We start from the raw sequence: 21955 nt of genomic DNA, 5'->3' as shown, positions 1-21955 counted from the left end.
ACGAGCCGCCGCCAGCGCGTCGCGTCCGCTCCGGCCCCGCTTCAGCGGACGGCTGCGCCGAGTGCGAGGAACCGCTGCAACCTCTCGACACCCGCGTCGAGTCGTGCCGGATCGCAAGCGTAGCACCAGCGCACGAACCCTTCCCCCTCCGGGCCGAACGCCCGCCCTGGTGCAAGACCGAGCCCCGCCTCGCGCACCAGCGTCTTGCAGAACGCAAGACTGTCTGACGCGCCCGGGAGGCGCAGAAACAGGTACATCGCGCCCGACGGAGGCGGCACCTCGACACCCGGCAGGGTACGCAGCGCGGCAACCAGGTGATCGCGCGCATCGCGCAGCGCCGCAACGAACGACCGTACGAACGGCTCGCCATCGCGCAGTGCGACTTCCCCCGCTGCCTGCACGAAGCCCGGCGCACATGACGTGTTGTATTCGACGAGCTTCGCCAGGTCAGCCATCACCGCTGCGGGCGCGATGAGCCACCCCAGGCGCCAGCCCGTCATCGCCCACGCTTTCGAAAACGAGTTCACGACCACGACCCGCTCGTCGCGCGATGCGATGTCGAGGAACGATGGCGCGCCGTCCGCGCCAAATGCGTCGAAAGCGAGCCGCTCGTACACCTCGTCGGCAACCAGCCAAATGCCGTGGCGACGGCAATGGGCGAGCACGGCTTGCTGGTCGTCGCGCGACATCGTCCAGCCGGTCGGATTATTCGGCGAGTTGATCAGAAGCATCCGCGTATCGGGCGTCAGCGCCGCAAGCAACCGCCCGACATCGAGCTGCCAGCCCGCAGCGTCATAGCCGAGCGGGACGCATTCCATCCGAGCCCCAAGGATCTTCGGGATCTCGACGAGATTCGGCCACAGCGGCGTGACCGCGACGACGCGTTCGCCCGCACCGACCAGCATCTGCGCGGCCAGCATCAGCGCGCTCACGCCCGAACTCGTCACGGCCACGGTGTCGGCCGTCGTTACACCGTGACGAGCGCTGACATAGGTCGCGATCGCGTCGCGCAGCGGCGCAGTGCCGAGGTTGTGCGTGTAGAAGGTCGCGCCATCGCGCAACGCCGCCGCCGCGGCGTCGCGGATGAAGTCCGGCGTCACGCGATCGGATTCGCCGAACCAGAACGGCAGCATGTCCGGCACGCCAAAGCCGGCGTTTGCCACCTCCCGGATCAGTGACGGACGCAACGCGTGCACTGCGTCGCGTGCCGCAGGCGCGCCGGGCACCGGAAAAGACTCTGCGAAATGCGCCATCGAGAACCACCTTCGAGGAACACGATCCGCGTAGTGTACCGGCCCCTAAGCCGAACTGGCGCGCGTCGGAGCGCGTCAGTCGAGATCCTCCGCCCTCGCAGGCATCTGCCGCACGAGTTCCCAGATCGCCTGCGCAGCGGGCGACAACGACCGGTCGCGGCGGCGCACGAGTTCGACCGTACGCTCGGTGCGTGGCGTGAGCGGCCGCGCGACGAGCGTCGAGTCGGCCGGAAGCGGCAGCGACAGCCACGGCTGCACACTCACGCCGACGCCGGCCTCGACGAGTCCGAATACGGTCGCCGAATGCCCAAGCTCCTGCATGACCGTCGCGTTGACGCGATGGGCGGCCAGCGCGGCATCGATCAGCGGCCGGCTTCCCGACGCATGATCGAGGAGCACGAGGCGCTCGCCGTCCAGCGCCGTCCAGGGCACCTCGGCACGCGCCGCGAGCGGATGGTCGGCGCGCGCGACCAGACAGAAGGAATCGGTCATCAGCGATTCGCAGACCAGATCGGCCACCGTGAGCGGCCCGATCACGACACCGAAGTCGACCTCGCTCGACTTCACCTTGCGCAACACGTCGCTCTGCACGTCGTCGCGCAATCCGAGCGTCACGAACGGAAACTGGCGCTCGCACGATGCAACCACGCGCGGCATCAGCCGGCACGCAATCGTCGGGCTTGCTGCGACGATCACGCGCCCGCGGCGCTGCTCGCCGATCTCGCGAATCTCTCGCAGCGTGTCGTCGAGATCGTCGAGCAGACGCGACACGCTCGCGATCAGGTTCGCACCGACATCGGTCAATTGCACGTCGCGCGTCGTGCGGTCGATCAGCTTCAATCCGAGCTCGGCCTCGAGCTCGCGCACGCAGCGGCTGACTGCAGACTGCGTGAGCCCGATCTCGTCACCCGCGCGACTGAAGCTCTTGAGCCGCGCGACCTCGATGAAGACGCGAAGCTGGCGCAGCGTGACGTTCATTTCCTGACCTCATCAATCTTCGATATCGATGCGCGATTTTAATGCGCGAATCCGGCGTCGATGTACGAATCAGGCACCTGCCCCACATGTTTCGCTGCGGTGCAATACATCCGCGAACGCACGTGGTGCGGGCGAACTGCACAAGATTGGTGATTGTCCCGATTTGCTGGTGGGTTATTTTGGCGTCTTATACGCCCCTAGCTGACTTAGCCGTTAGCTCGCTGCCAAGCGGCTCTCGAGGGAATTACCTCCGACATGGCACGCTTCGTGCATTACCTGACGCACAGGGCGCAGGTTTCGTCGGACGGAAGAGCAGAAACGCCGCTGCCGGCCAACCGGACGCCCCCACCCGGCACTCGACGATCGAGTGCTTGAAGAGTGCGCGGCGCAGGGCAGCGCACCGGAGTTAGCTTCGCTGAGGTGAGGACATGATGCTGTTCGACGATTTGAGAGATAACGAGTGGGCGCTGGTCGAGGGTCTGTTTTGCTCGGAACCCGCACGGAGTGAGCGGCGCGGCCGCCCCCGGGTGGAAGCCCGCTCGGTGGTGAACGCCGTGCTGTGGGTGCTGTCGACCGGAGAAGGCTGGTCGAAGCTGCCGGGCCGCTATCCGTCGCCGCCGACTTGCCGCCGTCGCTTCGACGAATGGCAGGCCGACGGCACGCTCGCCGAAATCGTGAAGCGACTCGGCACGAGCGGTCGGCAGATCTCCCTGCGCGGGCGCATCGGCGCAAGCGCTGCGAAGCCGCCTGCACCGCCGAGCCGCGACCGACTGCGCGGCGCCTTCTGGACCAACCCGGAATCCTGGCGCGCGCCCGTGAAGATGGCGTAACGAATGCTCGATCGGGCGGCCTCGGCCGCCCGGTTTCTTTCTGCGACGCGACTTGTTCGCGACGCCCGCGTTGCCGTCGATTACCGTTGTCGTGCCGCGATACATCTATTTACCAATATTTACAGCAAGCCTGCACTCCCACGCTTACCTTAGCGACATATCAACAGGCCGCGTCGACGGCTTGAAGGGAGCCCCGCCATGAAACCAATGTCACTGCTCGTTGCATGCGGCATTGTCATTTCCCTGGCGTTGTCCGCTCCAGCCCATGCCGACGATCGCGCGAAGCCGCCCCATCGCCAGCAGGATCACCGGAACACGCTCCGCCAGCCGCCGTCCGCCAACCCGCCCAGCCGGCAGACCGTGCCGCGTGGCGACCTGCGCGGCGACATCGCCAGCAATGCGCGAGCGCGTATCGGCTCGCAGCCGTCCGACGTACCGCGTCATCCGTAGTCCTGCCAATTTCGGGATTTCGCCCAAGAAAATACCCGCGGCCGGGAACTGCGCCGCACGCGACGAGTCACAACGTTGCCATGAGCACAGCGTGGCAACAGCAAAAGTATCCGGTACGCCCGTATCCTCGCGATACGGGCTTTTTTTTGGTTCATCGTGGAAAACCGTGGAGGTTTTCGAGGCAATTGGTAATCTGATGCCGCTAGAAACGGGCGTTGGAGGCCAAATTGCTGGATCGCAAAGCACTGCAGGCGCTGGGCTGCTGGACGGGTTATCGGTTGGAGCGTGTGGAATGGCCGGAAGGCGAAGGCCGCACGCTATCGCTGTATCTGAAGCCAGTCAGCAAGGTCATGTACTGCGAGCAATGCGGTGCACGCTGCCAGCAGATCCACGAGACGACGGTTCGCCGAGTGCGTGATCTGCCGCTGTTCGAATACCGGGTGGTGTTGCATGTGCCTCGTCGCCGGGTCTGGTGTGAACGCTGCGGTGGCCCGCGACTGGAGAAGCTTGCATGGCTGGGCCGCTACCAACGAGTGACGGAGCGCTTCGCCAAGGCGTGCGAGAAGCTGCTACAGGCTGCCAGCGTGCAGGCGGTGGCGGCCTTCTACGATCTGGGCTGGCACACGGTCAAAGCGATCGACAAGATGCGCCTGCGGGCGCGCGTGGCCGAGCCGGACTGGTCGACGATCCGCTATCTGGCGATGGACGAGTTTGCGCTGCATAAGGGCCATCGCTACGCCACGGTGGTAGTCGATCCGATCGGCCGACAAGTGCTCTGGGTGGGCCCTGGACGCTCGCGCGAAACGGCTCGAACCTTCTTCGAACAGTTGCCTGAAGGTGTCGCCGAGCGCATCGAAGCGGTCGCCATCGACATGACCACGGCCTATGAGCTGGAGATCAAGGAGCATTGCCCGCAAGCGGAAATCGTCTTTGACCTGTACCACGTCGTGGCCAAGTACGGCCGCGAAGTGATCGACCGGGTACGTGTGGATCAGGCCAATCAACTTCGACATGACAAGCCGGCCCGGAAGGTTCTGAAGTCCAGCCGCTGGCTGTTACTGCGCAACCGGCACAATCTGAAGCCAGAACAGGCCGTGCAGTTGAGGGAGTTGCTGGCCGCCAATCAGTCGCTGTTATGCGTCTACGTGCTACGCGACGAGCTCAAACGGCTCTGGTTCTACCGAAAGCCAGCCTGGGCGGACAAGGCTTGGGGGCAATGGTTTGAACAGGCCCAGCAAAGCGGGATTGCCGCCCTGCAAAAGTTCGCCGAGCGCTTGCAGGGCTACTGGCACGGAATCGTGACCCGCTGCCGCCATCCGCTCAATACCAGCGTTGTCGAAGGCATCAACAACACCATCAAGGTCATTAAGCGTCGGGCTTACGGGTACCGCGACGAGGAGTACTTCTTCCTCAAGATCCGCGCCGCGTTCCCCGGAATTCCCCGTTGAACCTTTTTTTTGGGGCGTCGCCAGCCGCATGGCGATGCGGGCGGCGGGATGATCGGCCGCTACAGGCGGCTTTCGAGAATCGCCACGGCACTCGCTTCGCTCAATGCGTAGTCGGCCATGCGGCGATCTGTCCAGGAAAGTAATTTCTCGTCGCGCTCGAGGCGCGAGAATTCGGCTCGACCGCTTTCGGTCAGCACGGCAATGTCGACCGGTGCATGGAAGCCCGGCGCTGGAGCAACGGTTTTCTGCCTGACCGTGTCCATCAGCCCGAGCGAACGGAGATACTCGAACACGCCCGGGCGGCGCGCCCACGGTACCTGGCGGTACTGCACTCGTCTCAATGCGTCGAGCACCGCTTCATTGGAATACGTGGCCATCTCGATTCTTTCTTAAAGTGCAGCGACAATGCGAAGCGGCGCGCCGGGCGGCGTCACCGCCCGCCGATACCGCCACCGATTCTGGGGGCCGACGTTCGGCGTCGCATCAGGGCCGGATCGTCAGCCGTCCATAAAAAGACACCATACCCCAATCAAATTGATTCTGTTCGATTCATTTGTACTTCTCTTCATCTGTTTCATGCTCTGCCGCAAGCGGCGACGAATCATCTCGATCGCCGCCGTTGCGCTGTTCTGGCTGCTCGCGACGGGCTGGCTCGCCGCGCCGCTGATCGCCTGGAGCGAGGCAGGCGTCGTACCCGTCGAGCACCCGGACATGCACGGACGGACCACACTGATACTCATCGGCGCCGGAACGAAGCGCACCGACTCCGGGCTGCAGCCGCCACCCGATGGAGCCGCCCGCATCCACAAGATCGCCGCGCTCTACCGCACCTGCCGGCAGCAGGCCGAGCGCTGCACCGTGGTAATGTCGGGCGGCGACCCGCAGAATCACGGCGAAACCGAGGCTGCCGTATACGGGCGCCAACTCGTCGCCGAAGGCGTCGCGCCCGCGGATCTCGTTCTGGAACCGGATAGCCGCACAACCTACGAAAACGCGAAATTCACTGCATCTATACTACGCTCACAGTATGACGACGCACGCATTCTCGTCACTTCGTCATACCAGATGCGCCGCGCATTACTCGATTTCCACCGTTTCGGGATCGATCCGCAGCCCGTTTATGCGAATCGCCGACGCGCTCAAACGGGTTGGCGGCCGCGCTGGCTCAATGTGGTCAACGCCGAGCAAGCGCTGCACGAACTGGTCGGCATCGCTCAGTTCCATGTCTATCGATGGCTTGGATGGTTCTAACGGCTGCGGGAAAACCGGGCCGAAATGACTGCGGCGGCGATGGCAAGCGCGTGACGAAACGTGCGAAGTGTTGCGCGACTTCAACGGGGCCTTGCGTCGCGCCACGATCCGATGCACATTGATCCGTCACTTTTGTTACACTCGACACGCACTCGATTGCAGTCGCCAGACAAAACGGCAACACTCGGGTTCATCACCACTTAGCGGAGGTAAAGCAATGAAGAAGACGTCCCTGGCTATCCTGGTAGCGATGTCGGCGCTGACTGGCGCAGCGTATGCGCAAGAGAGCACGGAAATCAAGACGATTACCGATCCGGCCAAGATCTCCGAGATCGAGCAGCGCGCACAGGCACTGCAACAGCAGCAGGCGGCTGAAGCCGCACAGCCGGCGATGCAGGAAGAGCATCATCATCACCACGGCAAGAAGGCTGCTCACCACAAGGCTGCTGCGAAGAAGGCTGCCAAGGCCGCAGACGCTGCCAGCCAGTAAGTTCGGCGGTACCGCACAAGCGAAAAGCCGAATCCGGGCAACCGGGTTCGGCTTTTTTGGTTGCGGTGCCCGTGCGCTGTGCTAAAGTCGCGCACCGAAATTTTCCACCCGTGCGCACCCCAGTGCGGAGGACAGCATGAGCAACATTCAACTCGACATCGAGTGGACCGAAGCCGCCACTCGCCAGATCAAGCAACTGATGCCCCGCGGCTCGGCTGACGCGTTCCTCGCGCTGCCGCCGATCGAGTGCCTGCCGATGGAGGGCGACGTGCTTTTCCTCGGCCCGCAAGGCAAGCAGCAACCGTTCATCGTCGCAGAGCGCCAGTACCATCACGACGGCGACGCCGACTGGACGATCATCCTGATCCTCGACGTACCCAACACGTCGCACTGATGCACCCCGCGACCGGACACGTCCGGTCGCCCCACCCGGCTCAAACGAGCTTCGACAGCACGCGGATTTCGGAACGCTCGATCCAGTCCGCGGCCGCTTCGCGATAAGCGAGAATGTGCGCGGAACGCGCATGCGCAGCCAGCGCCTCCTCGCTTTCCCAGCGCTCAATGAATACGAACCGCGCGGGCTCCCTCAAGTCCCGATGCAGGTCGTACTGCAATGCCCCTGCTTCGTTGCGGGTCGGCTCGACGATCCCTTCGAGCTGGGCGCGCAACTTCTCCTCGGCGCCCGGTTTCGCCACGATCAGCGCCACGACTGCAATTTCCGCCATTCCCGCCTCCTTCCTCTGGAAAAGCACGAGAATACGCGCATCACGTATCGGCTGCGCCGGCACCGCACCGCCGGAGGCCCCAAAAAAATAGCCCGCGCTTCAGAGAAGCGCGGGCGAAACCGTCGCCCTACGAGGATAGGCGACGGGGCCATCGAGATCCGCACGCTGGCGCGGATCGTCATCAGTTGCGCCGACGCTCGTCGCGCCGACATTCGAAGACGTCGATACTGTTTATCGGGCGCTCGCGGCGCACCCCCGGTATCTGACGCCATCCTCCCTGTTCCAACAATTTCAACATATAAAGCAGGTTGCGTGCCAGCTGCACCAAACCGACCACCTCGTTGATTTATAAGGGAAAATTTTTCCAACCGACAGTACCGCATGCGTTTTTCCGCCGTAACGCGCGGATGTTACGTAACGTCACGAGGAGGGACCGAACGTCCAGCACAGGCGCGCTCCGGCGAGCGGCCATAAAAAAACCCGCCATGTGGCGGGCTTTTCAGTCGTGCGGAGAAACGCCGAAATCAGCGGAGCTGATTCACGAGGAGGCCCATGATCTGGCGAGCCGGTGACGACGTGTCGATCGCGCCCGAATCGTCGACGACCGCGACACGCGTCTGGTCGGCCGTGAGTGCCTTCACGTTGACACGGTATTGCTTCGCCTGCTTTTCCTTCTTGCCGTGGAACAACTGGCTCCAGAAGCCCTGCTCGGCCGAAGTCAGATCCTTCGGATCGACATAGCGCACGAAATACAGGCCCTTCGTGCGATCGCGATCGTCGACCGTGAAGTTCGCACGATCGAGCGCGAGACCGACGTGCAGCCACGACCGGTCGTACGACTCGCCAAGCGTGACTTCCGACGGAACGGCAGCGTCGGCCGCATCGTTGCCTTGCGCCGACGTGCGCGAGACGTTTTGCGCGGCAATCGCTGCAGCAGCCTTCGACGATGCGTCGGTGTCGGCCTTCTTGTCCTTCGGGACCGTGTTGTCCTTGATGTTCGCGATTGGCGGCTCGCCGTTCTTCGCGCGCTGCTCGTTCTGTGCGAGCACCGCCATCAATCGCTTCAGGTATTCGGTCTCGAGTGCCGGATCGTTCGGCTTCGGCTCCCACTTGCTCGAATCGTTGTTCGAGCCCGTGATCGCTTCGCGCATCCCCTTCTGGCTGATGAAGACATAGGTGCCACCATTGGGCGCCGAATCGAGACGCGTACGGTACTTGTTGCGCTCGGCCGTCACGTACGAGTTGCCCATCGCCTTCGAGATCACGCTACGGATCAGGCCGTCGTTGATCTGCGGATGAGTTTCGTTCCAGTCGGTTTCCATCACGCCCTTGTCGCGCTGGTCGACGACGAGCAGGAAGCCCTGCTCCTGCCAGAAGCGGCGAACCTGCGGCCAGATGTCGGCCGGCTGCTTGCCGTCGATCACGAGCCAGCTCTCGGTGCCATCGCGCTGGATATGCATGCCGGTCACGGCCGGAGCGACAGTGTCCAGCGCAGGCGCTGCCTGCTGGACCTGCTGAAGCGCGGACAGGGAAGTCGCGCCGCCCTGGGGCGGCAGCGAACGCTGATCGGCCGTCTCGTCGAGCATATTGGGCGGCACTGCGAGCGACGCTTCCTTCGATTTCGAATCGCTCTTGTAGTCCACTTTCGTGGGCGACGACGTACCGCAACCGGCAACGAGCGCGCCGGTGGCGAGCACTGCAGCGAACCGCATGGTAAGACGAAGATCAGTCATGTTCGGGGAATCCTCTTCCGCTAAATCACGGCGCTTTCCGTGGATCAACCTTGCATTTTACCGGGGCCGCGCCACGATGTGCAAAAAAGCGACGGGCAAGAAAAAACCCGCGTCAGCTTAAGCTGACGCGGGTTCTTGTCTGGTCGGGGCGAGAGGATTTGAACCTCCGACCACCTGCACCCCATGCAGGTACGCTACCAGGCTGCGCTACGCCCCGAAAGAAAAAAATTATAACAGACAGTTTTCCGATTTAGAACGGGTCGCATGCATTTTGTGAATGTTCTTGTGAAATTTTTTGGGTGCGGCGGTTCCGATGCAAGCAACGACGCGCATGGCATGGCGCCCTGCGCACCAGCCACACGGCCTCGCTTTCACCGCTTGCGTGCGACACAGATGACCGTCAGCCCGGCGACGCGGTTGAAACGGAACATCGGCAACTCGATCCGACAGATCGTCTTGAGCAGGCCGTTCACGAACGGATGGTGGCGACGCAATTGCGACGCCGGCGCGCTCGGTTGCCGACGCACGCGCTCGCCGAGCCGCAACGCTGCCGCGAGCGGAAACGTGAGGCCGAAATAGTAGGCGCCGTGCTCGACGTCGAGCCCCGCGCGACGTACCACGTCCTCGAGACTGCCGAGCGTATATCGGCGCTTGTGCTCGAGAAAATCATCATGACCGCTCCAGAGGAACTGGAACGCGGGAACCGTGATCAGGAAGCGGCTGCCCGAAGGCGCACCCTTTACATACTGCGTGAGCAGACCGACATCGTCGTCGACATGCTCGAGCACGTCCATCAGCAACACGAGATCGGCATCGAATCGATCAACGGATCGCCGAAAGTGGATGGGCTTGCCGGCCGCCTCGCCATCGGTATCGTCGGCGTAGCTCGTATCGACACACCAAGCTTCCGTCGCCTGCGTACGCTCCAGCAAGTGCTTCGAGAAGAAGCCGGAGCCTGCACCGACATCGAGTATCCGGTTCGCGCCTGGCGCCCCCAGGAACCGGCGGATCGCACTCGCCTTCGACGCGTAGTACCAGTGATCGCCCACGCCCGCACCCAATACGTCGACTTCCTTGAGATCCATGACGCTTCCCCGTGATGGCCACCGTGCTTTGGTCGATATAGTCACTGCTACCGATCTTACCTCGCTGCTGCCGCCGATCCTACCTGCCCCAACGCGCAACCGACAGTGGCAACCCGCTTTCCAACCTAATCGAAAAGGACGATGGCCGGTTCGCCGCAAATCGCTACCGTGCGATTACCCGGCGCGAGATCGATGCGCGCGGGCAAACCGTCCGACTGCTTGCCGATCGATCCGGCCGCCCCGGCTTTGCCGCGTCGCGCGTGATACGGGCGGCGACTTCGGTCACCACCGCGGTCGTGACCTCTTGTAACCGTCTCCGACACAGGGCATTGAATGCATCAGAAAAACGAAATTTCCCGTCGACATTTTCTCCGGCTGGGCGTCGGCACGATAGGCATGGCGCTGGGAAGCGCATCGTTTCTGTCGGCATGCGGAGGCGACTCGATGTCGGTCGCGCCCGTCACGACACCGCGGCTGAGTTCCGCTTCGAATTTTCGCGACACGGCCGGGCCGGACGGCACCGGCTACACGACAACGAGCGGCGCCAGGATGAAGAAAGGCGTGATCTATCGTTCATCCGCGCTCGCGTTGTCGGCCGCGGATGTCGCCACCGTCGGCACGCTCGGCATCAGGCAGGTTTGCGACTTGCGCACGCCCGCCGAGATCAAGACGCAACCGGATATGCCGCTGGCCGGCGCCACCTGGCAAAACCTCAACGTGCTCGGGGCCGCCAGCATCGATCCGATCCCGACCACCGGCGCCACCGCGACGGCTTTCATGTCGAGCATGTACCGCGCGTTCGTCACGTCGGACACCGCGCATGCCAGCTATCACGCGCTCTTCACCGGCTTCGCTGCCTCCGGCGAAAACCTGGTGTTCCACTGCACGGCCGGCAAGGATCGCACGGGCTGGGCAACCGCGATCCTGCACACGATCCTCGGCGCGTCCGAACAGACGATACTCGCCGACTATCTGCTAACGAACGTCTATAGCGCCTCGGAAATCGCCGCTTCGGTCGCCCAGGCGCAAAAAGCCGGCGGGCAAAATGCGGCAGACATGATGACCGCGCTGCAAGGCGCACACACCGACTATCTGCAGGCGGCATTCGATCAGGTCACCGCGTCGTACGGCTCGATGGCGTCGTATATCGCGAACGGCCTGCAACTCGGCCAGGCGACGCTGAACGCAATCCGGCAGCACATGCTGACCTGACCGACCTGCGCGCCGCCGCGACGGGGCCGGATCGCATCCGCGCCGCGCCCGCTGCAACGCAAATCCGACGAAACCCGCACCGGCCAAGGCTGGAGCGGGTTTGCCCAGACGCAGCAAGAGCCGCCGATGACGGGCCGCGTCAACCAAACGACCGTTTGATCCAGCCGTCCAATCACCCCGAATCCATTGTCCCGCAGCCCATCGGCCGGCCCCGCCCGGGCGCCCGTTGTTTGGTAACGCCGCTCTAGCGCGCTATGCCACACTGCAGCGCATCGACGCTCGCGCCGTGCAGTGGCGCGCGCAGCCGTCGATCACGACAAGACATGGAGACAGACGATGCGGAATGCGGTCCGGCGCGGCCATCGCTCGCCTTTGGCAATTTTCGACTGGTTTTCCGGCCCGCCACGCGCGGCCCGCCCCCTCTCGCCCAGGACATCCCGCGCGTTCGGCTGCGGCGTACTGGCACTCGCCATGCTGTGTGCCGGTTGCGCGGAATCATCCGCGCAGCGCGACGGCAACGCGTCGGCCGCGTCGACGAAGATAGAACGCACCAAGGCCGAACGCCTCGCCCGCGAGCAGCAGGTCGCACGCACCGTGCCGTCGCTCGCGTCGATCAGCCTCACGCAATCGCGCCCGTTCACGCTGCGCGACTCGGGCCAGAACGGCGCGATGACGTTCCTGCGCGACGTCGATTTCCGTATCGTCAACAACCTCGGCTTCTTCATCCACCAGCTGTCAGCGACGCTCGTGCCGACGCAGGCCGGCGCGCCGATCGTATTCGACGATCCGACAAGTTTCGAGATCGACGTGCATGAAGGCACGGTCACGCTCGACAACGCGAAGCTGACCGCCCTCTTCAACACCTACATCTTCGGCTACCGCAACGCACCGCTGCGCAAGCTCGCCGTATCGGCCGGCGACGGCGTGATTCACCTGCAAGGCGAGATGCAGCGCGACGGCTGGGTGCCGTTCTCGCTGACCGGCACGCTCGCGATCCGCGATGGCAGCCAGCTCGTGTTCCATCCGACGGGTGTGCAGGTATCGGGCATCAACGCGCAGCCCGTGATGCGCGCGGCCAACGTGAAGATGGCCGACCTGCTGAAAGTCCAGACGCCGATCGCGCAGCTCGCCGGCGACGATCTCGTGATGTCGGTCGACAAGCTGATGCCGCCGCCACGCCTGAAGCTCACGATCACCGCGTTGCGCGTGACGCCGGCCGGCCTCGACCTGAAGCTCGACGACGGCACGCACGCCGGCTTCGCGATGCCCGCGAACGCACCGCAGCAGGCGATGGTCATTCGCGGCGGCGACGTGAAGTTCATGCGCTCGATGCCGATGAACGCGGACATCCTGATCGGCCCGGTCGACTCCACGAAGCCCGGCCAGACTTTCGTGTTCGACCTGTATCACTACCGCGACCAGGTGTCGGCCGGCTACTTCAACTTCGACGAAAGTGGGGCGATGGCGATCCGGATGCCCTCGTATGCGGGCCCGGCCAGCGGCGCGCCGCTCGGCAACGCGGCCGCGCGCCTGAACGACAGCTTCCTCGCCGCGCAGCAGAATGCGCTGCGCGACATACGACAGCACTGGGAAGCCTATGCGCTCGCGGCAAACACCGCCTCCCCTCGCATGCAGAAGGTTGCGATGCGCCGCACGTCGACCACGCCGTTCAACGAACGGCACGTGTCGAACCGCAACCCGACGATCCACTTGCGCAACGTCGACTTCAACCTGTCCGGCGATATCGGCTTTCACGTCGAGGATCTCGACGTGGAACTCGTATCGAAGCGGCCCGGCGACCCCGTCGATCTCGACGACCCGAACCAGTACGACATCCGCATTCTCGGCGGCACCGTCGTCGAGTCGTGGAAGGCGATGTCCGCGCTCTTCAACAACTATCTGCTCGACTACTCGCCGCGCTCGCTCAACGACTTGCAACTGAGCGCGGACGGCACGAACCTGCGTGTCCAGGGCGGCATCAAGCTGTGGAATCACGTGCCGGGCGTCTGGCTGCCGACCGACATGAAGGGCACGCTGTCCGTGCTCGACGACCGGCACCTCGCGTTCAAGCCGTCCCAGGTGTCGGTGCTCGGCATTCCGCAGGCGAAGCTGCTGCGTTCGCTCGGCATCGAGCTCGCTTCGCTGACGCCGTTGCAGCGGCGCGGCGCGGAACTACGTGGCGACACGCTCGTGCTCGACCAGTACACCGTGTTCCCGCCACCCGTGCTGAACGGCAAGCTCGGACAGGCAACGGTCGAGCGCGACGGGCTGCGCCTCACGTTCAGGCGCATGGCAGGCGCGCCCGCGCCGCAACGGCCGAAGATCGATGCACCGAGCTACATGTGGATGGAAGGCGGCGACATGAAGATGTTCAACGTGCTCGAACTGAACGTGCGCGCGCTGATCCGGAATTCGGCCGAGGCCGGCCCGATGCGTTTCGACCTGTACGGCTACCGCAGCCAGGTCGCGCAAGGCTCGGTGCGGATGCTGCCGGACGGCACGCTGGTCGTCGACATGGGGCAGAAAAACCCGCTCGCATCACGCTGAAGCGCACACGACACGCATGAAAGAAGCCCGGTGGCACGTCGCCAACCGGGCTTTTCATTTCATCCTTCGCGCTTCGCGCTCAGTCGTGCTTCAGTCCGTCGATCACGTCGAGCAGCGCCTGCCGCAATGCAATGACGTCGACGGTTGCACCCGGCTTGCCCGGCGCGCGTGCATCGGCAGCCTGCGCGTCCGGCTCGACGGGTGTGGCCGCGGCCCGCTCGGCGGCCGGCGAATCGAGCCGGTTGCGTGCACCGTTGATCGTGAATCCCTGCTCGTACAGCAATTCGCGAATCCGCCGGATCAGCAGCACTTCGTGGTGCTGGTAGTACCGGCGATTGCCGCGCCGCTTCACCGGCCGCAGTTGAGTAAATTCCTGTTCCCAATAACGCAGCACATGCGGCTTGACCCCGCACAGTTCGCTGACTTCACCGATCGTGAAGTAGCGCTTCGCGGGAATCGGAGGCAAGACGACTTTCTCAACCGTAGTGGTCATCGTCGGTTAACCGTCGGTAAAGGGTGCGCGGCGGCCGCGCGGGGGCGTCAGCGCGCGGGGCTTACTCCGCGCCGTTTTCGACCAGCGCCTTCAGCTTCTGGCTCGCGTGGAAGGTTACCACCCGGCGAGCCGCGATCGGAATCGCCTCACCCGTCTTCGGATTGCGGCCCGGACGCTGCGGCTTGTCGCGCAACTGGAAGTTGCCGAACCCCGACAGCTTGACGCTTTCGCCGTTTTCGAGCGCGTCGCGAATCACCTCGAAAAACGCCTCGACCATGTCCTTCGCTTCACGCTTGTTCAGCCCGACGCTGTCGAACAGCAGCTCCGCCAGTTCCGCCTTCGTCAGCGTAGGCGTCTCGGCGGACGCCGGCGCCGAAGCGTCGCGGTTCATGGCGCTGCGTTGCGCCGTCAGGAGGGCTTCGAATTCACTCGAGGTCATGTCGTTCATATCTGCCATACAGCGCGTTAAATCAAAACTTACGATCGGAAAAGGCCGCCCGCGAGCGGGCGGACCTTCTCCTTAGCCGCGCAGGCGCGCACCGGCACGAGCCATCCGCTCGACCAGCGTCTGGATCGCCTGATCGACGACCTCGTCCTGCAGCGTGCCAGCCGCGTCCTGCAGCGTCACGCGGAAGGCAAGGCTCTTCTCGTGCGCGGCAAGACCACCGGAAGTATTTGATTTTGCACGAAATTCGTCGAAGAGTACAACCTTCTGAACGAATCGGCAGGCCTCTTCGGCAAGCGCCTTCTTCATTTCGTCGAAAAGTGCCTGAACCTCGACCGCCTGATCGACGACAACGGCGATATCGCGACGAACCGGCGGGAATTTCGACACGTCGGTCGGCGCGGGCAACGCACGCGCAATCAGCGCATCCGCATCGATCTCGAACATCACCGGCGCTTGCGGCAGCTCGTACTTCTGCATCAGGCGCGGGTGCAGCTCGCCGATCCAGCCGACCGCACGGCCGTCGACTTCGATCCGCGCGCTGCGGCCCGGATGGAGGGCCGGATGCTCTGCCTTCACGAAACGCGCGGCAGCGGGCGCGAGCAGCGCCTCGAGATCGCCCTTCACGTCGAAGAAATCGACCGCGCGGGTCGCTGCGCCCCACTGCTCATCGAGCGCCGGACCATAGGCAAGCGCACCGACGCGCTTCGGCTGCACATAACCCTCGACCGTCAGCTCACCGGCCTTCGCCGCCGCATCGGCGAGGAACACGCGGCCAGCCTCGAACACCCGCACGCGATCCGCGCGGCGGTTCAGGTTGTGGCGCAGCACGGAAATCAGGCTGCCGAACAGCGTCGTACGCATCACCGACAGCTGGCTCGCGATCGGGTTCAGCAGCCGGATCGGGTTGTCGTTGCCGGCGAAATCGCGCTCCCACTCCGCATCGACGAAGCTGAAGTTGACGGTTTCCGCGTAGTCGCGCGCGGCGAGCGCGTGACGGATGTCGTGGATCGAGCGCCGCGTCTCGTTGGTCGCGCGCATTTCGCTCGTCGCGACCGGCGGACGCGCCGGAATCTTTTCGAAGCCGTAGATCCGCGCCACTTCCTCGATCAGGTCTTCCTCGATCTCGATGTCGAAGCGATGCGACGGCGGCGTGACGAGGAACGCGTCGTCTTCACGCTCGAACGGCAGGCCGAGGCGCGTGAAGATGCTGGCGATCTCGTCGGCGCCGATCTGCACGCCGATGATGCGGTTCGCGCGCGATACGCGCATCTTCACCGGCGCACGCTGCGGCAGGTTCACGGACTGATCGTCGACCGGCCCGGCCTTGCCGCCGCAGATTTCGAGAATCAGTTGCGTGATGCGCTCGACGTGCTCGACGGTCGTCGCGTAATCGACGCCGCGCTCGAAGCGATGCGCCGCATCGGTCGAGAAGTTGTACTTGCGCGCACGGCCGCGGATGCTGTCCGGCCACCAGAATGCCGCTTCCAGGTAGATGTTGGTCGTATCGAGCGTAACGGCCGTGCTGTCGCCACCCATGATGCCGGCCAGGCTTTCGACCTGGCGGTCGTCCGAAATCACGCCGACCGTTTCATCGAGTTCGACCGTGTTGCCGTTGAGCAGCTTCAGCGACTCGCCGCGCTTGCCCCAGCGCACCTCGATGCCGCCGTGGATCTTGTCGAGATCGAACACGTGCGACGGGCGGCCGAGCTCGAACATCACGTAGTTCGAGATGTCGACGAGCGCGGACACGCTGCGCTGCCCGGAACGCTCGAGGCGCTCGACCATCCACTGCGGGGTCTTCGCATGCGCGTTCACGCCGCGGATCACGCGCCCCGAGAAACGGCCGCACAGATCGGGGGCGGCAATGCGCACCGGCAGCGTCTCGTCGAGCTCGACGCGCACCGGGCGGATGTCGACCGGCGTCAGCGGCGCGCCGGTGATCGCGGCCGTCTCGCGTGCGATGCCGAACACGGACAGGCAGTCGGCCTTGTTCGGCGTCAGCTTGATTTCGAAGATCGTATCGTCGAGATTGAGCGTCTCGCGGATGTCCTGGCCGACCGGCGTGTCTTCCGGCAGCACCAGCAGGCCGCTGTGATCCTCGGACAGCTTCAGTTCGCGCGCCGAGCACAGCATCCCCTGGCTCTCCACGCCGCGCAACTTCGACAGCTTGATCGCGAACGGCTTGCCGCCCTCTTCTGCCGGCGGCAGTTCGGCGCCGACCAGCGCGACCGGCACCTTGATGCCGGGCGCGACGTTCGGTGCGCCGCAGACGATATTCAGCGTCGCGCCGGTGCCGGCGTCGACCTGGCAGACATTGAGCTTGTCCGCATCCGGATGCTTGACGACTTCGAGCACGCGGCCGACGACGATCTTCGACGTCGGCGGCGCAGCCTTGCTCAGCGATTCGACTTCGAGCCCCGCCATCGTCAGCGCGTGCGACAGTTCGTCGGTCGTCAGCTGCGGGTCGACAAAGGTTCTCAACCAGGATTCAGGGAATTGCATGGATGTCTACGTTCGAAACAGGTTAGATCGACGCCCGGGCCCCGTCGGATCGGCCGTCGGGGCGTGCGCGGGCACAGGTCGGCGCGGCGTTACGCGAACTGGCGCAGGAAACGCAGGTCGTTCTCGAAGAACAGCCGGAGATCCTGGACGCCGTAGCGCAGCATCGTCAGGCGCTCGAGGCCGCTGCCGAACGCAAAGCCGATGTAGCGCTCGGGATCGAGGCCCATGTTGCGAATCACGGTCGGATGCACCTGCCCCGAACCGGAGATCTCGAGCCACTTGCCGGCGTTCTTGCCTTGCTCGAACATCATGTCGATCTCGGCCGACGGTTCCGTGAACGGGAAATACGACGGACGGAAGCGCACGAGGATGTCGTCGCGCTCGAAGAATTTTTTCAGGAAGTCGGTATAGACGCCCTTGAGGTCGGCAAAGCTGATGTTTTCGTCGATCCACAGCCCCTCGACCTGATTGAACATCGGCGAGTGGGTCGCATCGCTGTCGACGCGATACGTGCGGCCCGGCGCGATCACCTTGATCGGCGGACGGTTCATGCGCGCATAACGCACCTGCATCGGGCTCGTGTGCGTGCGCAGCAGCAGCTGGCGGCCGTCGGCATCCTTGCCTTCGACGTAGAAGGTGTCCTGCATCGAACGCGCCGGATGGTTCTCCGGGCTGTTCAGCGACGTGAAGTTGTACCAGTCGGTCTCGATTTCGGGGCCGTCGGCCACATCGAAGCCGATCGAGCCGAAAATCTGTTCGACACGCTCCCACGTGCGCATCACGGGGTGCAGGCTGCCTGCTCCGGCGCCGCGGCCCGGCAACGTCACGTCGATCGCTTCGGCAGTGAGGCGCTGATTCAGCAGCGCGTCGGCCAGTGCCTGACGACGTGCGGTCAGCGCGGCTTCAACCTGCTGCTTCGCGACGTTGATGCGTGCGCCTTCGGTCTTGCGTGCTTCGGGATCGAGCTTGCCGAGACCCTTCAGCAACTCGGTCAGCGCGCCCGACTTGCCGAGAAATCGTGCTTTCTCGTTTTCGAGCGTGGTGATGTCGGCAGCCTGTTCGAAGGACTGCTGCGCGTCGGCGACAATCTGGTCCAGATCCATAGATCCCATCATTTCCAACGTCATTCGGTCTTGGCGAGCGAAATCGCCCACCAAACAAAAAAGGGGCTCGGAAGAGCCCCGTTTTCGCTGCAGCGGCCGAGACTACCGGAACATCGCTGCAACTAACCACGCAGTGCTAATTTCGCAATTAGGCTGCAACGGCGGCTTTCACCTGCTTGACGATCGCAGCAAAAGCAGCCTTGTCGAACACCGCCATATCGGCCAGCACCTTACGGTCGAGTTCGATCGACGCCTTCTTCAGGCCGTTGATGAACACGCTGTAGGTCATGTCGTGCTGGCGAACTGCCGCGTTGATACGCGTGATCCACAGTGCGCGGAACACACGCTTCTTGTTGCGGCGATCGCGGTACGCGTACTGACCAGCGCGCATCACCGCCTGCTTGGCGATGCGGTAGACGTTATTGCGGCGGCCGCGATAACCCTTGGCCAGGTTGATGATCTTCTTGTGGCGGGCCCGTGCGGTTACCCCACGTTTGACTCGAGGCATGTTTCTCTCCTTAGAGTATCAGTTAGGGGTTACGCGAACGGCAGCATCGCGCGGACGGAGTTCAGATCGGAATCATGAACTGCCGTTGCGCCGCGCAGGTGACGCTTGTTCTTCGTGGTTTTCTTGGTCAGGATGTGACGCTTGAAGGCTTGACCGCGCTTGACGGTACCGCCCGGCCGCACCACGAAGCGCTTTGCAGCACTCTTCTTGGTCTTCATCTTAGGCATGACGAACAACTCCAGTTTATTAGATGGCGATGGGTGTGCGGTTGGCTTGCGCCCTTGACCCGCCCTTCGAAACCCAGTCCACTTGTGTACGGCGAACCGCTTGCGCAGCCGCCGTCATTGTTGGCACGCTGCCCTGACCGGGCAACGCGCCGAACCACTGCGAACCTGCGCGCGAAGCGCGCGGGCCCGTTACTTCTTTTTCTTCGGCGAGAGCACCATGATCATCTGGCGCCCTTCCATCTTCGGCATCTGCTCGACCTGGCCGACTTCCTCGAGATCCGTGCGCAGACGCTCAAGCATCCGCATACCGATTTCCTGGTGAGCCATTTCGCGGCCGCGGAAACGCAACGTGATCTTCGTCTTGTCGCCTTCTTCGAGGAAGCGCACGAGATTGCGGAGCTTGACGTTGTAGTCACCGTCATCGGTACCCGGGCGGAACTTGACTTCCTTGACCTGGATGACCTTCTGCTTCAGCTTCGCTTCGTGTTGCTTTTTCGATTCCTGGTACTTGAACTTGCCGTAATCCATCAGACGGCAAACCGGGGGAACCGCTTGCGGCGCGATTTCCACCAGGTCAACATCCAGTTCTTCCGATTTACGGAAAGCATCAGCGAGTTTTACGATACCGAGCGGCTCGTTCTCGATCCCGACCAGGCGCACTTCCGGCGCAGTGATTTCACCGTTGATGCGGTGCGACGACTTATCAGTAGCGATGTTACGTTTCCTCTAAAAATTAAAAAAACGAGCCGCGCTGCCAGGGCGGTTACTTGAACGATCGCAGGTCTTCCTGCAGACGCTCAACGAAGGCATCGACCGGCATTACGCCAAGATCGACGCCGCCACGGGCACGCACGGCTACCGTTTGCGCATCACGCTCCTTATCACCCACGACGAGGAGATAAGGCACCTTTTCCAGCGTGTGCTCGCGTATTTTATAGCTAATCTTCTCATTGCGCAAATCGGCCGTCACTCTAACCCCTTGTTTTTGCAACGATTGGGCCAGAGATTGCGCATATTCGGCCTGACTTTCGGCGATATTGAGCACAACTGCCTGGAACGGCGCGAGCCAGGCCGGCATCGCACCAGCGTGGTGCTCGATCAAAATGCCGAGAAAACGCTCCATCGAACCGACGATTGCACGGTGCAGCATCACCGGACGACGGCGGCTGCTGTCATCCGCGACATACTCGGCGCCGAGGCGCTCCGGCAGCACCATGTCGAGCTGCAGCGTGCCGCACTGCCACGAACGGCCGAGCGCATCCTTGATGTGATACTCGATCTTCGGACCGTAGAACGCACCCTCACCCGGCAGCTCTTCCCACGTGAGGCCGCAGGCCGTCAGCGCATCGCGCAGGCCCTGCTCGGCGCGATCCCAGGTTTCGTCCGTACCCGCGCGTTGCTCCGGGCGCAGCGACAGCTTGATGTCGATGTGATCGAAGCCGAAGTCCTTGTACACGCTCATTGCCAGCGTGTTGAACGCGATCGATTCCGAGATGAACTGGTCTTCCGTACAGAAGATGTGCGCATCGTCCTGCACGAAGCCGCGCACGCGCATCAGACCGTGCAGCGCGCCCGATGCCTCGTTGCGGTGGCACGAACCGAATTCCGCGTAACGCAGCGGCAGGTCGCGATACGAACGCAGGCCGTGCTTGAACACCTGGACGTGGCCCGGGCAGTTCATCGGCTTGATCGCGTAGTCGCGCTTCTCCGACTCCGTCGTGAACATGTTCTCGCGGTAGTTCTGCCAGTGGCCCGACGCTTCCCACAGCGAGCGGTCCATGATCATCGGCGTCTTGATCTCGAGGTAACCGGCTTCGCTCACGCGGCGGCGCATGTACTGCTCGACCTGCTGCCACAGCGCCCAGCCCTTCGGATGCCAGAACACCATGCCCGGCGACTCTTCCTGCATGTGGAACAGGTCGAGTTGCTTGCCGAGCTTGCGGTGGTCGCGCTTTTCCGCTTCCTCGAGCATGTGCAGGTACTGGTCCTGGTCTTCCTTCTTCGTCCAGGCCGTGCCATAGATGCGCTGCAGCTGCTCGTTCTTCGAATCGCCGCGCCAGTACGCGCCCGCGACCTTCATCAGCTTGAAGACCTTCAGCTTGCCGGTGGACGGCACGTGCGGACCACGGCACAGATCGGTAAAGCCGCCGTGCGAATACAGCTTGATTTCATCGCTTTGCGGAATCGATTCGATGATCTCGGCCTTGTACTTCTCGCCGATGCTGCGGAAGTAGCCGGCCGCTTCGTCGCGCGACACGACACGGCGCGTGACGGGCTCGTCCTTCTTCACGAGTTCCTGCATGCGCTTTTCGATCTTTTCCAGATCTTCCGGCGTAAACGGGCGGTTGTACGAGAAGTCGTAATAGAAGCCGTTGTCGATCACCGGGCCGATCGTCACCTGCGCGTCCGGATACAGTTCCTTCACCGCGTACGCGAGCAAGTGCGCCGTCGAGTGACGGATGATGTCGAGGCCGTCGGCGTCCTTGTCGGTCACGATCGCGAGCGACGCGTCGCGGTCGATCACGGCCGACGTATCGACGAGCTCGCCATCGAGCTTGCCACCAAGCGCAGCCTTCGCAAGGCCGGGACCGATCGAGGCTGCAACCTCGGCAACTGTCACCGGATGCTCGTATTGTCGAACTGAGCCGTCAGGCAAGCGTATCGAAACCATA

21 protein-coding genes, 1 tRNA gene and 1 pseudogene are annotated in these 21955 nt (G+C 63.4%); 8 read left to right on the top strand and 15 right to left on the bottom strand.

Annotation, left to right across the window (positions count from 1 at the left end; translation table 11 throughout):
• Positions 1–41: 41 nt before the first annotated feature.
• Together LGN17_RS18880 and LGN17_RS18875 are read right to left on the bottom strand one after the other, a co-directional pair.
• Positions 42–1253, bottom strand: a complete 1212-nt coding sequence (locus tag LGN17_RS18880) for a pyridoxal phosphate-dependent aminotransferase (protein WP_226198112.1) — start codon at positions 1251–1253, stop codon at positions 42–44.
• Positions 1254–1328: 75 nt separating this feature from the next.
• The gene (locus LGN17_RS18875) at positions 1329–2231 is read right to left on the bottom strand and encodes a LysR family transcriptional regulator (RefSeq protein ID WP_226198111.1); all 903 of its coding nucleotides are present in this window, start codon (positions 2229–2231) and stop codon (positions 1329–1331) included.
• 431 nt (positions 2232–2662) lie between these two features.
• On the opposite strand from LGN17_RS18875, the pseudogene LGN17_RS18870 reads away from it, so the two are divergent.
• From LGN17_RS18870 to LGN17_RS18860, 3 genes and pseudogenes are all read left to right on the top strand, one after another.
• Positions 2663–3058 (top strand): annotated as a pseudogene (locus LGN17_RS18870) (transposase); the annotation flags it as partial.
• Positions 3059–3259: 201 nt separating this feature from the next.
• Positions 3260–3511, top strand: a complete 252-nt coding sequence (locus tag LGN17_RS18865; RefSeq protein WP_226198110.1) for a hypothetical protein — start codon at positions 3260–3262, stop codon at positions 3509–3511.
• Positions 3512–3738: 227 nt separating this feature from the next.
• Positions 3739–4959: an ISL3 family transposase gene (locus LGN17_RS18860; protein WP_226197338.1), complete on the top strand. Its 1221-nt coding sequence runs from the start codon at positions 3739–3741 to the stop codon at positions 4957–4959.
• Positions 4960–5018: 59 nt separating this feature from the next.
• On the opposite strand, the gene LGN17_RS18855 is transcribed toward LGN17_RS18860, so the two are convergent.
• The gene (locus LGN17_RS18855) at positions 5019–5336 is read right to left on the bottom strand and encodes a hypothetical protein (RefSeq protein WP_011351791.1); all 318 of its coding nucleotides are present in this window, start codon (positions 5334–5336) and stop codon (positions 5019–5021) included.
• Positions 5337–5493: 157 nt separating this feature from the next.
• On the opposite strand from LGN17_RS18855, the gene LGN17_RS18850 reads away from it, so the two are divergent.
• From LGN17_RS18850 to LGN17_RS18840, 3 genes are all read left to right on the top strand, one after another.
• A complete protein-coding gene (locus LGN17_RS18850; RefSeq protein ID WP_226198109.1) occupies positions 5494–6210 on the top strand; it encodes a YdcF family protein in 717 nt (238 codons plus the stop codon).
• A gap of 217 nt (positions 6211–6427) precedes the next feature.
• Positions 6428–6700 (top strand): hypothetical protein, encoded by a 273-nt coding sequence (locus LGN17_RS18845; protein WP_175952958.1) that lies wholly within the window; start codon positions 6428–6430, stop codon positions 6698–6700.
• 136 nt (positions 6701–6836) lie between these two features.
• A complete protein-coding gene (locus LGN17_RS18840; RefSeq protein ID WP_021162409.1) occupies positions 6837–7094 on the top strand; it encodes a hypothetical protein in 258 nt (85 codons plus the stop codon).
• A gap of 40 nt (positions 7095–7134) precedes the next feature.
• Here LGN17_RS18840 and LGN17_RS18835 read toward each other — a convergent pair whose 3' ends face one another.
• From LGN17_RS18835 to LGN17_RS18820, 4 genes are all read right to left on the bottom strand, one after another.
• Entirely contained in the window at positions 7135–7425 is a 291-nt protein-coding gene (locus LGN17_RS18835; protein ID WP_226198108.1) for a putative quinol monooxygenase, read from the bottom strand.
• A gap of 524 nt (positions 7426–7949) precedes the next feature.
• Positions 7950–9158, bottom strand: a complete 1209-nt coding sequence (gene bamC, locus LGN17_RS18830) for an outer membrane protein assembly factor BamC (RefSeq protein ID WP_226198107.1) — start codon at positions 9156–9158, stop codon at positions 7950–7952.
• A 140-nt stretch (positions 9159–9298) separates the two neighbouring features.
• Positions 9299–9375 (bottom strand) — tRNA-Pro (locus tag LGN17_RS18825).
• A 154-nt stretch (positions 9376–9529) separates the two neighbouring features.
• Entirely contained in the window at positions 9530–10243 is a 714-nt protein-coding gene (locus tag LGN17_RS18820) for a class I SAM-dependent methyltransferase (protein ID WP_226198106.1), read from the bottom strand.
• Between the two features lie 444 nt (positions 10244–10687).
• On the opposite strand from LGN17_RS18820, the gene LGN17_RS18815 reads away from it, so the two are divergent.
• Both LGN17_RS18815 and LGN17_RS18810 read left to right on the top strand, forming a co-directional pair.
• Positions 10688–11455: a tyrosine-protein phosphatase gene (locus LGN17_RS18815; protein ID WP_226198105.1), complete on the top strand. Its 768-nt coding sequence runs from the start codon at positions 10688–10690 to the stop codon at positions 11453–11455.
• A gap of 336 nt (positions 11456–11791) precedes the next feature.
• The gene (locus LGN17_RS18810; RefSeq protein ID WP_226198104.1) at positions 11792–14002 is read left to right on the top strand and encodes a hypothetical protein; all 2211 of its coding nucleotides are present in this window, start codon (positions 11792–11794) and stop codon (positions 14000–14002) included.
• A 79-nt stretch (positions 14003–14081) separates the two neighbouring features.
• On the opposite strand, the gene LGN17_RS18805 is transcribed toward LGN17_RS18810, so the two are convergent.
• From LGN17_RS18805 to thrS, 8 genes are all read right to left on the bottom strand, one after another.
• The gene (locus LGN17_RS18805; RefSeq protein ID WP_226198103.1) at positions 14082–14495 is read right to left on the bottom strand and encodes a MerR family transcriptional regulator; all 414 of its coding nucleotides are present in this window, start codon (positions 14493–14495) and stop codon (positions 14082–14084) included.
• A gap of 61 nt (positions 14496–14556) precedes the next feature.
• Positions 14557–14943, bottom strand: a complete 387-nt coding sequence (locus LGN17_RS18800; RefSeq protein ID WP_040144036.1) for an integration host factor subunit alpha — start codon at positions 14941–14943, stop codon at positions 14557–14559.
• A gap of 72 nt (positions 14944–15015) precedes the next feature.
• Positions 15016–17445: a phenylalanine--tRNA ligase subunit beta gene (pheT, locus tag LGN17_RS18795; RefSeq protein WP_226198102.1), complete on the bottom strand. Its 2430-nt coding sequence runs from the start codon at positions 17443–17445 to the stop codon at positions 15016–15018.
• An 89-nt stretch (positions 17446–17534) separates the two neighbouring features.
• The gene (gene pheS, locus LGN17_RS18790) at positions 17535–18548 is read right to left on the bottom strand and encodes a phenylalanine--tRNA ligase subunit alpha (RefSeq protein ID WP_006486107.1); all 1014 of its coding nucleotides are present in this window, start codon (positions 18546–18548) and stop codon (positions 17535–17537) included.
• Between the two features lie 148 nt (positions 18549–18696).
• Complete coding sequence (gene rplT, locus LGN17_RS18785) at positions 18697–19056, bottom strand: 50S ribosomal protein L20 (protein WP_004192938.1); 360 nt, start codon at positions 19054–19056, stop codon at positions 18697–18699.
• Positions 19057–19085: 29 nt separating this feature from the next.
• Complete coding sequence (rpmI, locus tag LGN17_RS18780; RefSeq protein WP_004191477.1) at positions 19086–19283, bottom strand: 50S ribosomal protein L35; 198 nt, start codon at positions 19281–19283, stop codon at positions 19086–19088.
• A 189-nt stretch (positions 19284–19472) separates the two neighbouring features.
• Positions 19473–19997 (bottom strand): translation initiation factor IF-3, encoded by a 525-nt coding sequence (gene infC, locus LGN17_RS18775; protein ID WP_071734130.1) that lies wholly within the window; start codon positions 19995–19997, stop codon positions 19473–19475.
• Between the two features lie 49 nt (positions 19998–20046).
• Positions 20047–21954, bottom strand: coding sequence for a threonine--tRNA ligase (thrS, locus tag LGN17_RS18770; protein WP_226198101.1), 1908 nt, complete (start codon positions 21952–21954; stop codon positions 20047–20049).
• Between the last annotated feature and the right edge of the window lies 1 nt (position 21955).

This window comes from Burkholderia sp. AU30280, from assembly GCF_020420125.1.
GTDB lineage: Bacteria > Pseudomonadota > Gammaproteobacteria > Burkholderiales > Burkholderiaceae > Burkholderia.
Note: the sequence above shows the minus strand (reverse complement) of the source record. Positions and strands in the feature narration are given on the sequence as shown.

Bases quoted from the DNA above. Each gene is read 5' to 3' on its own strand.
- pheT (WP_226198102.1), bottom strand. From the start codon at position 17,445: ATGCAATTCCCTGAATCCTGGTTGAGAACCTTTGTCGACCCGCAGCTG.
- LGN17_RS18875 (WP_226198111.1), bottom strand. From the start codon at position 2,231: ATGAACGTCACGCTGCGCCAGCTTCGCGTCTTCATCGAGGTCGCGCGG.
- LGN17_RS18815 (WP_226198105.1), top strand. From the start codon at position 10,688: ATGTCGGTCGCGCCCGTCACGACACCGCGGCTGAGTTCCGCTTCGAAT.
- LGN17_RS18800 (WP_040144036.1), bottom strand. From the start codon at position 14,943: ATGAACGACATGACCTCGAGTGAATTCGAAGCCCTCCTGACGGCGCAA.
- LGN17_RS18810 (WP_226198104.1), top strand. From the start codon at position 11,792: ATGCGGAATGCGGTCCGGCGCGGCCATCGCTCGCCTTTGGCAATTTTC.
- LGN17_RS18855 (WP_011351791.1), bottom strand. From the start codon at position 5,336: ATGGCCACGTATTCCAATGAAGCGGTGCTCGACGCATTGAGACGAGTG.
- LGN17_RS18835 (WP_226198108.1), bottom strand. From the start codon at position 7,425: ATGGCGGAAATTGCAGTCGTGGCGCTGATCGTGGCGAAACCGGGCGCC.
- bamC (WP_226198107.1), bottom strand. From the start codon at position 9,158: ATGACTGATCTTCGTCTTACCATGCGGTTCGCTGCAGTGCTCGCCACC.
- thrS (WP_226198101.1), bottom strand. From the start codon at position 21,954: ATGGTTTCGATACGCTTGCCTGACGGCTCAGTTCGACAATACGAGCAT.
- LGN17_RS18840 (WP_021162409.1), top strand. From the start codon at position 6,837: ATGAGCAACATTCAACTCGACATCGAGTGGACCGAAGCCGCCACTCGC.
- LGN17_RS18805 (WP_226198103.1), bottom strand. From the start codon at position 14,495: ATGACCACTACGGTTGAGAAAGTCGTCTTGCCTCCGATTCCCGCGAAG.
- LGN17_RS18845 (WP_175952958.1), top strand. From the start codon at position 6,428: ATGAAGAAGACGTCCCTGGCTATCCTGGTAGCGATGTCGGCGCTGACT.
- rpmI (WP_004191477.1), bottom strand. From the start codon at position 19,283: ATGCCTAAGATGAAGACCAAGAAGAGTGCTGCAAAGCGCTTCGTGGTG.
- LGN17_RS18820 (WP_226198106.1), bottom strand. From the start codon at position 10,243: ATGGATCTCAAGGAAGTCGACGTATTGGGTGCGGGCGTGGGCGATCAC.
- LGN17_RS18865 (WP_226198110.1), top strand. From the start codon at position 3,260: ATGAAACCAATGTCACTGCTCGTTGCATGCGGCATTGTCATTTCCCTG.
- pheS (WP_006486107.1), bottom strand. From the start codon at position 18,548: ATGGATCTGGACCAGATTGTCGCCGACGCGCAGCAGTCCTTCGAACAG.
- rplT (WP_004192938.1), bottom strand. From the start codon at position 19,056: ATGCCTCGAGTCAAACGTGGGGTAACCGCACGGGCCCGCCACAAGAAG.
- LGN17_RS18880 (WP_226198112.1), bottom strand. From the start codon at position 1,253: ATGGCGCATTTCGCAGAGTCTTTTCCGGTGCCCGGCGCGCCTGCGGCA.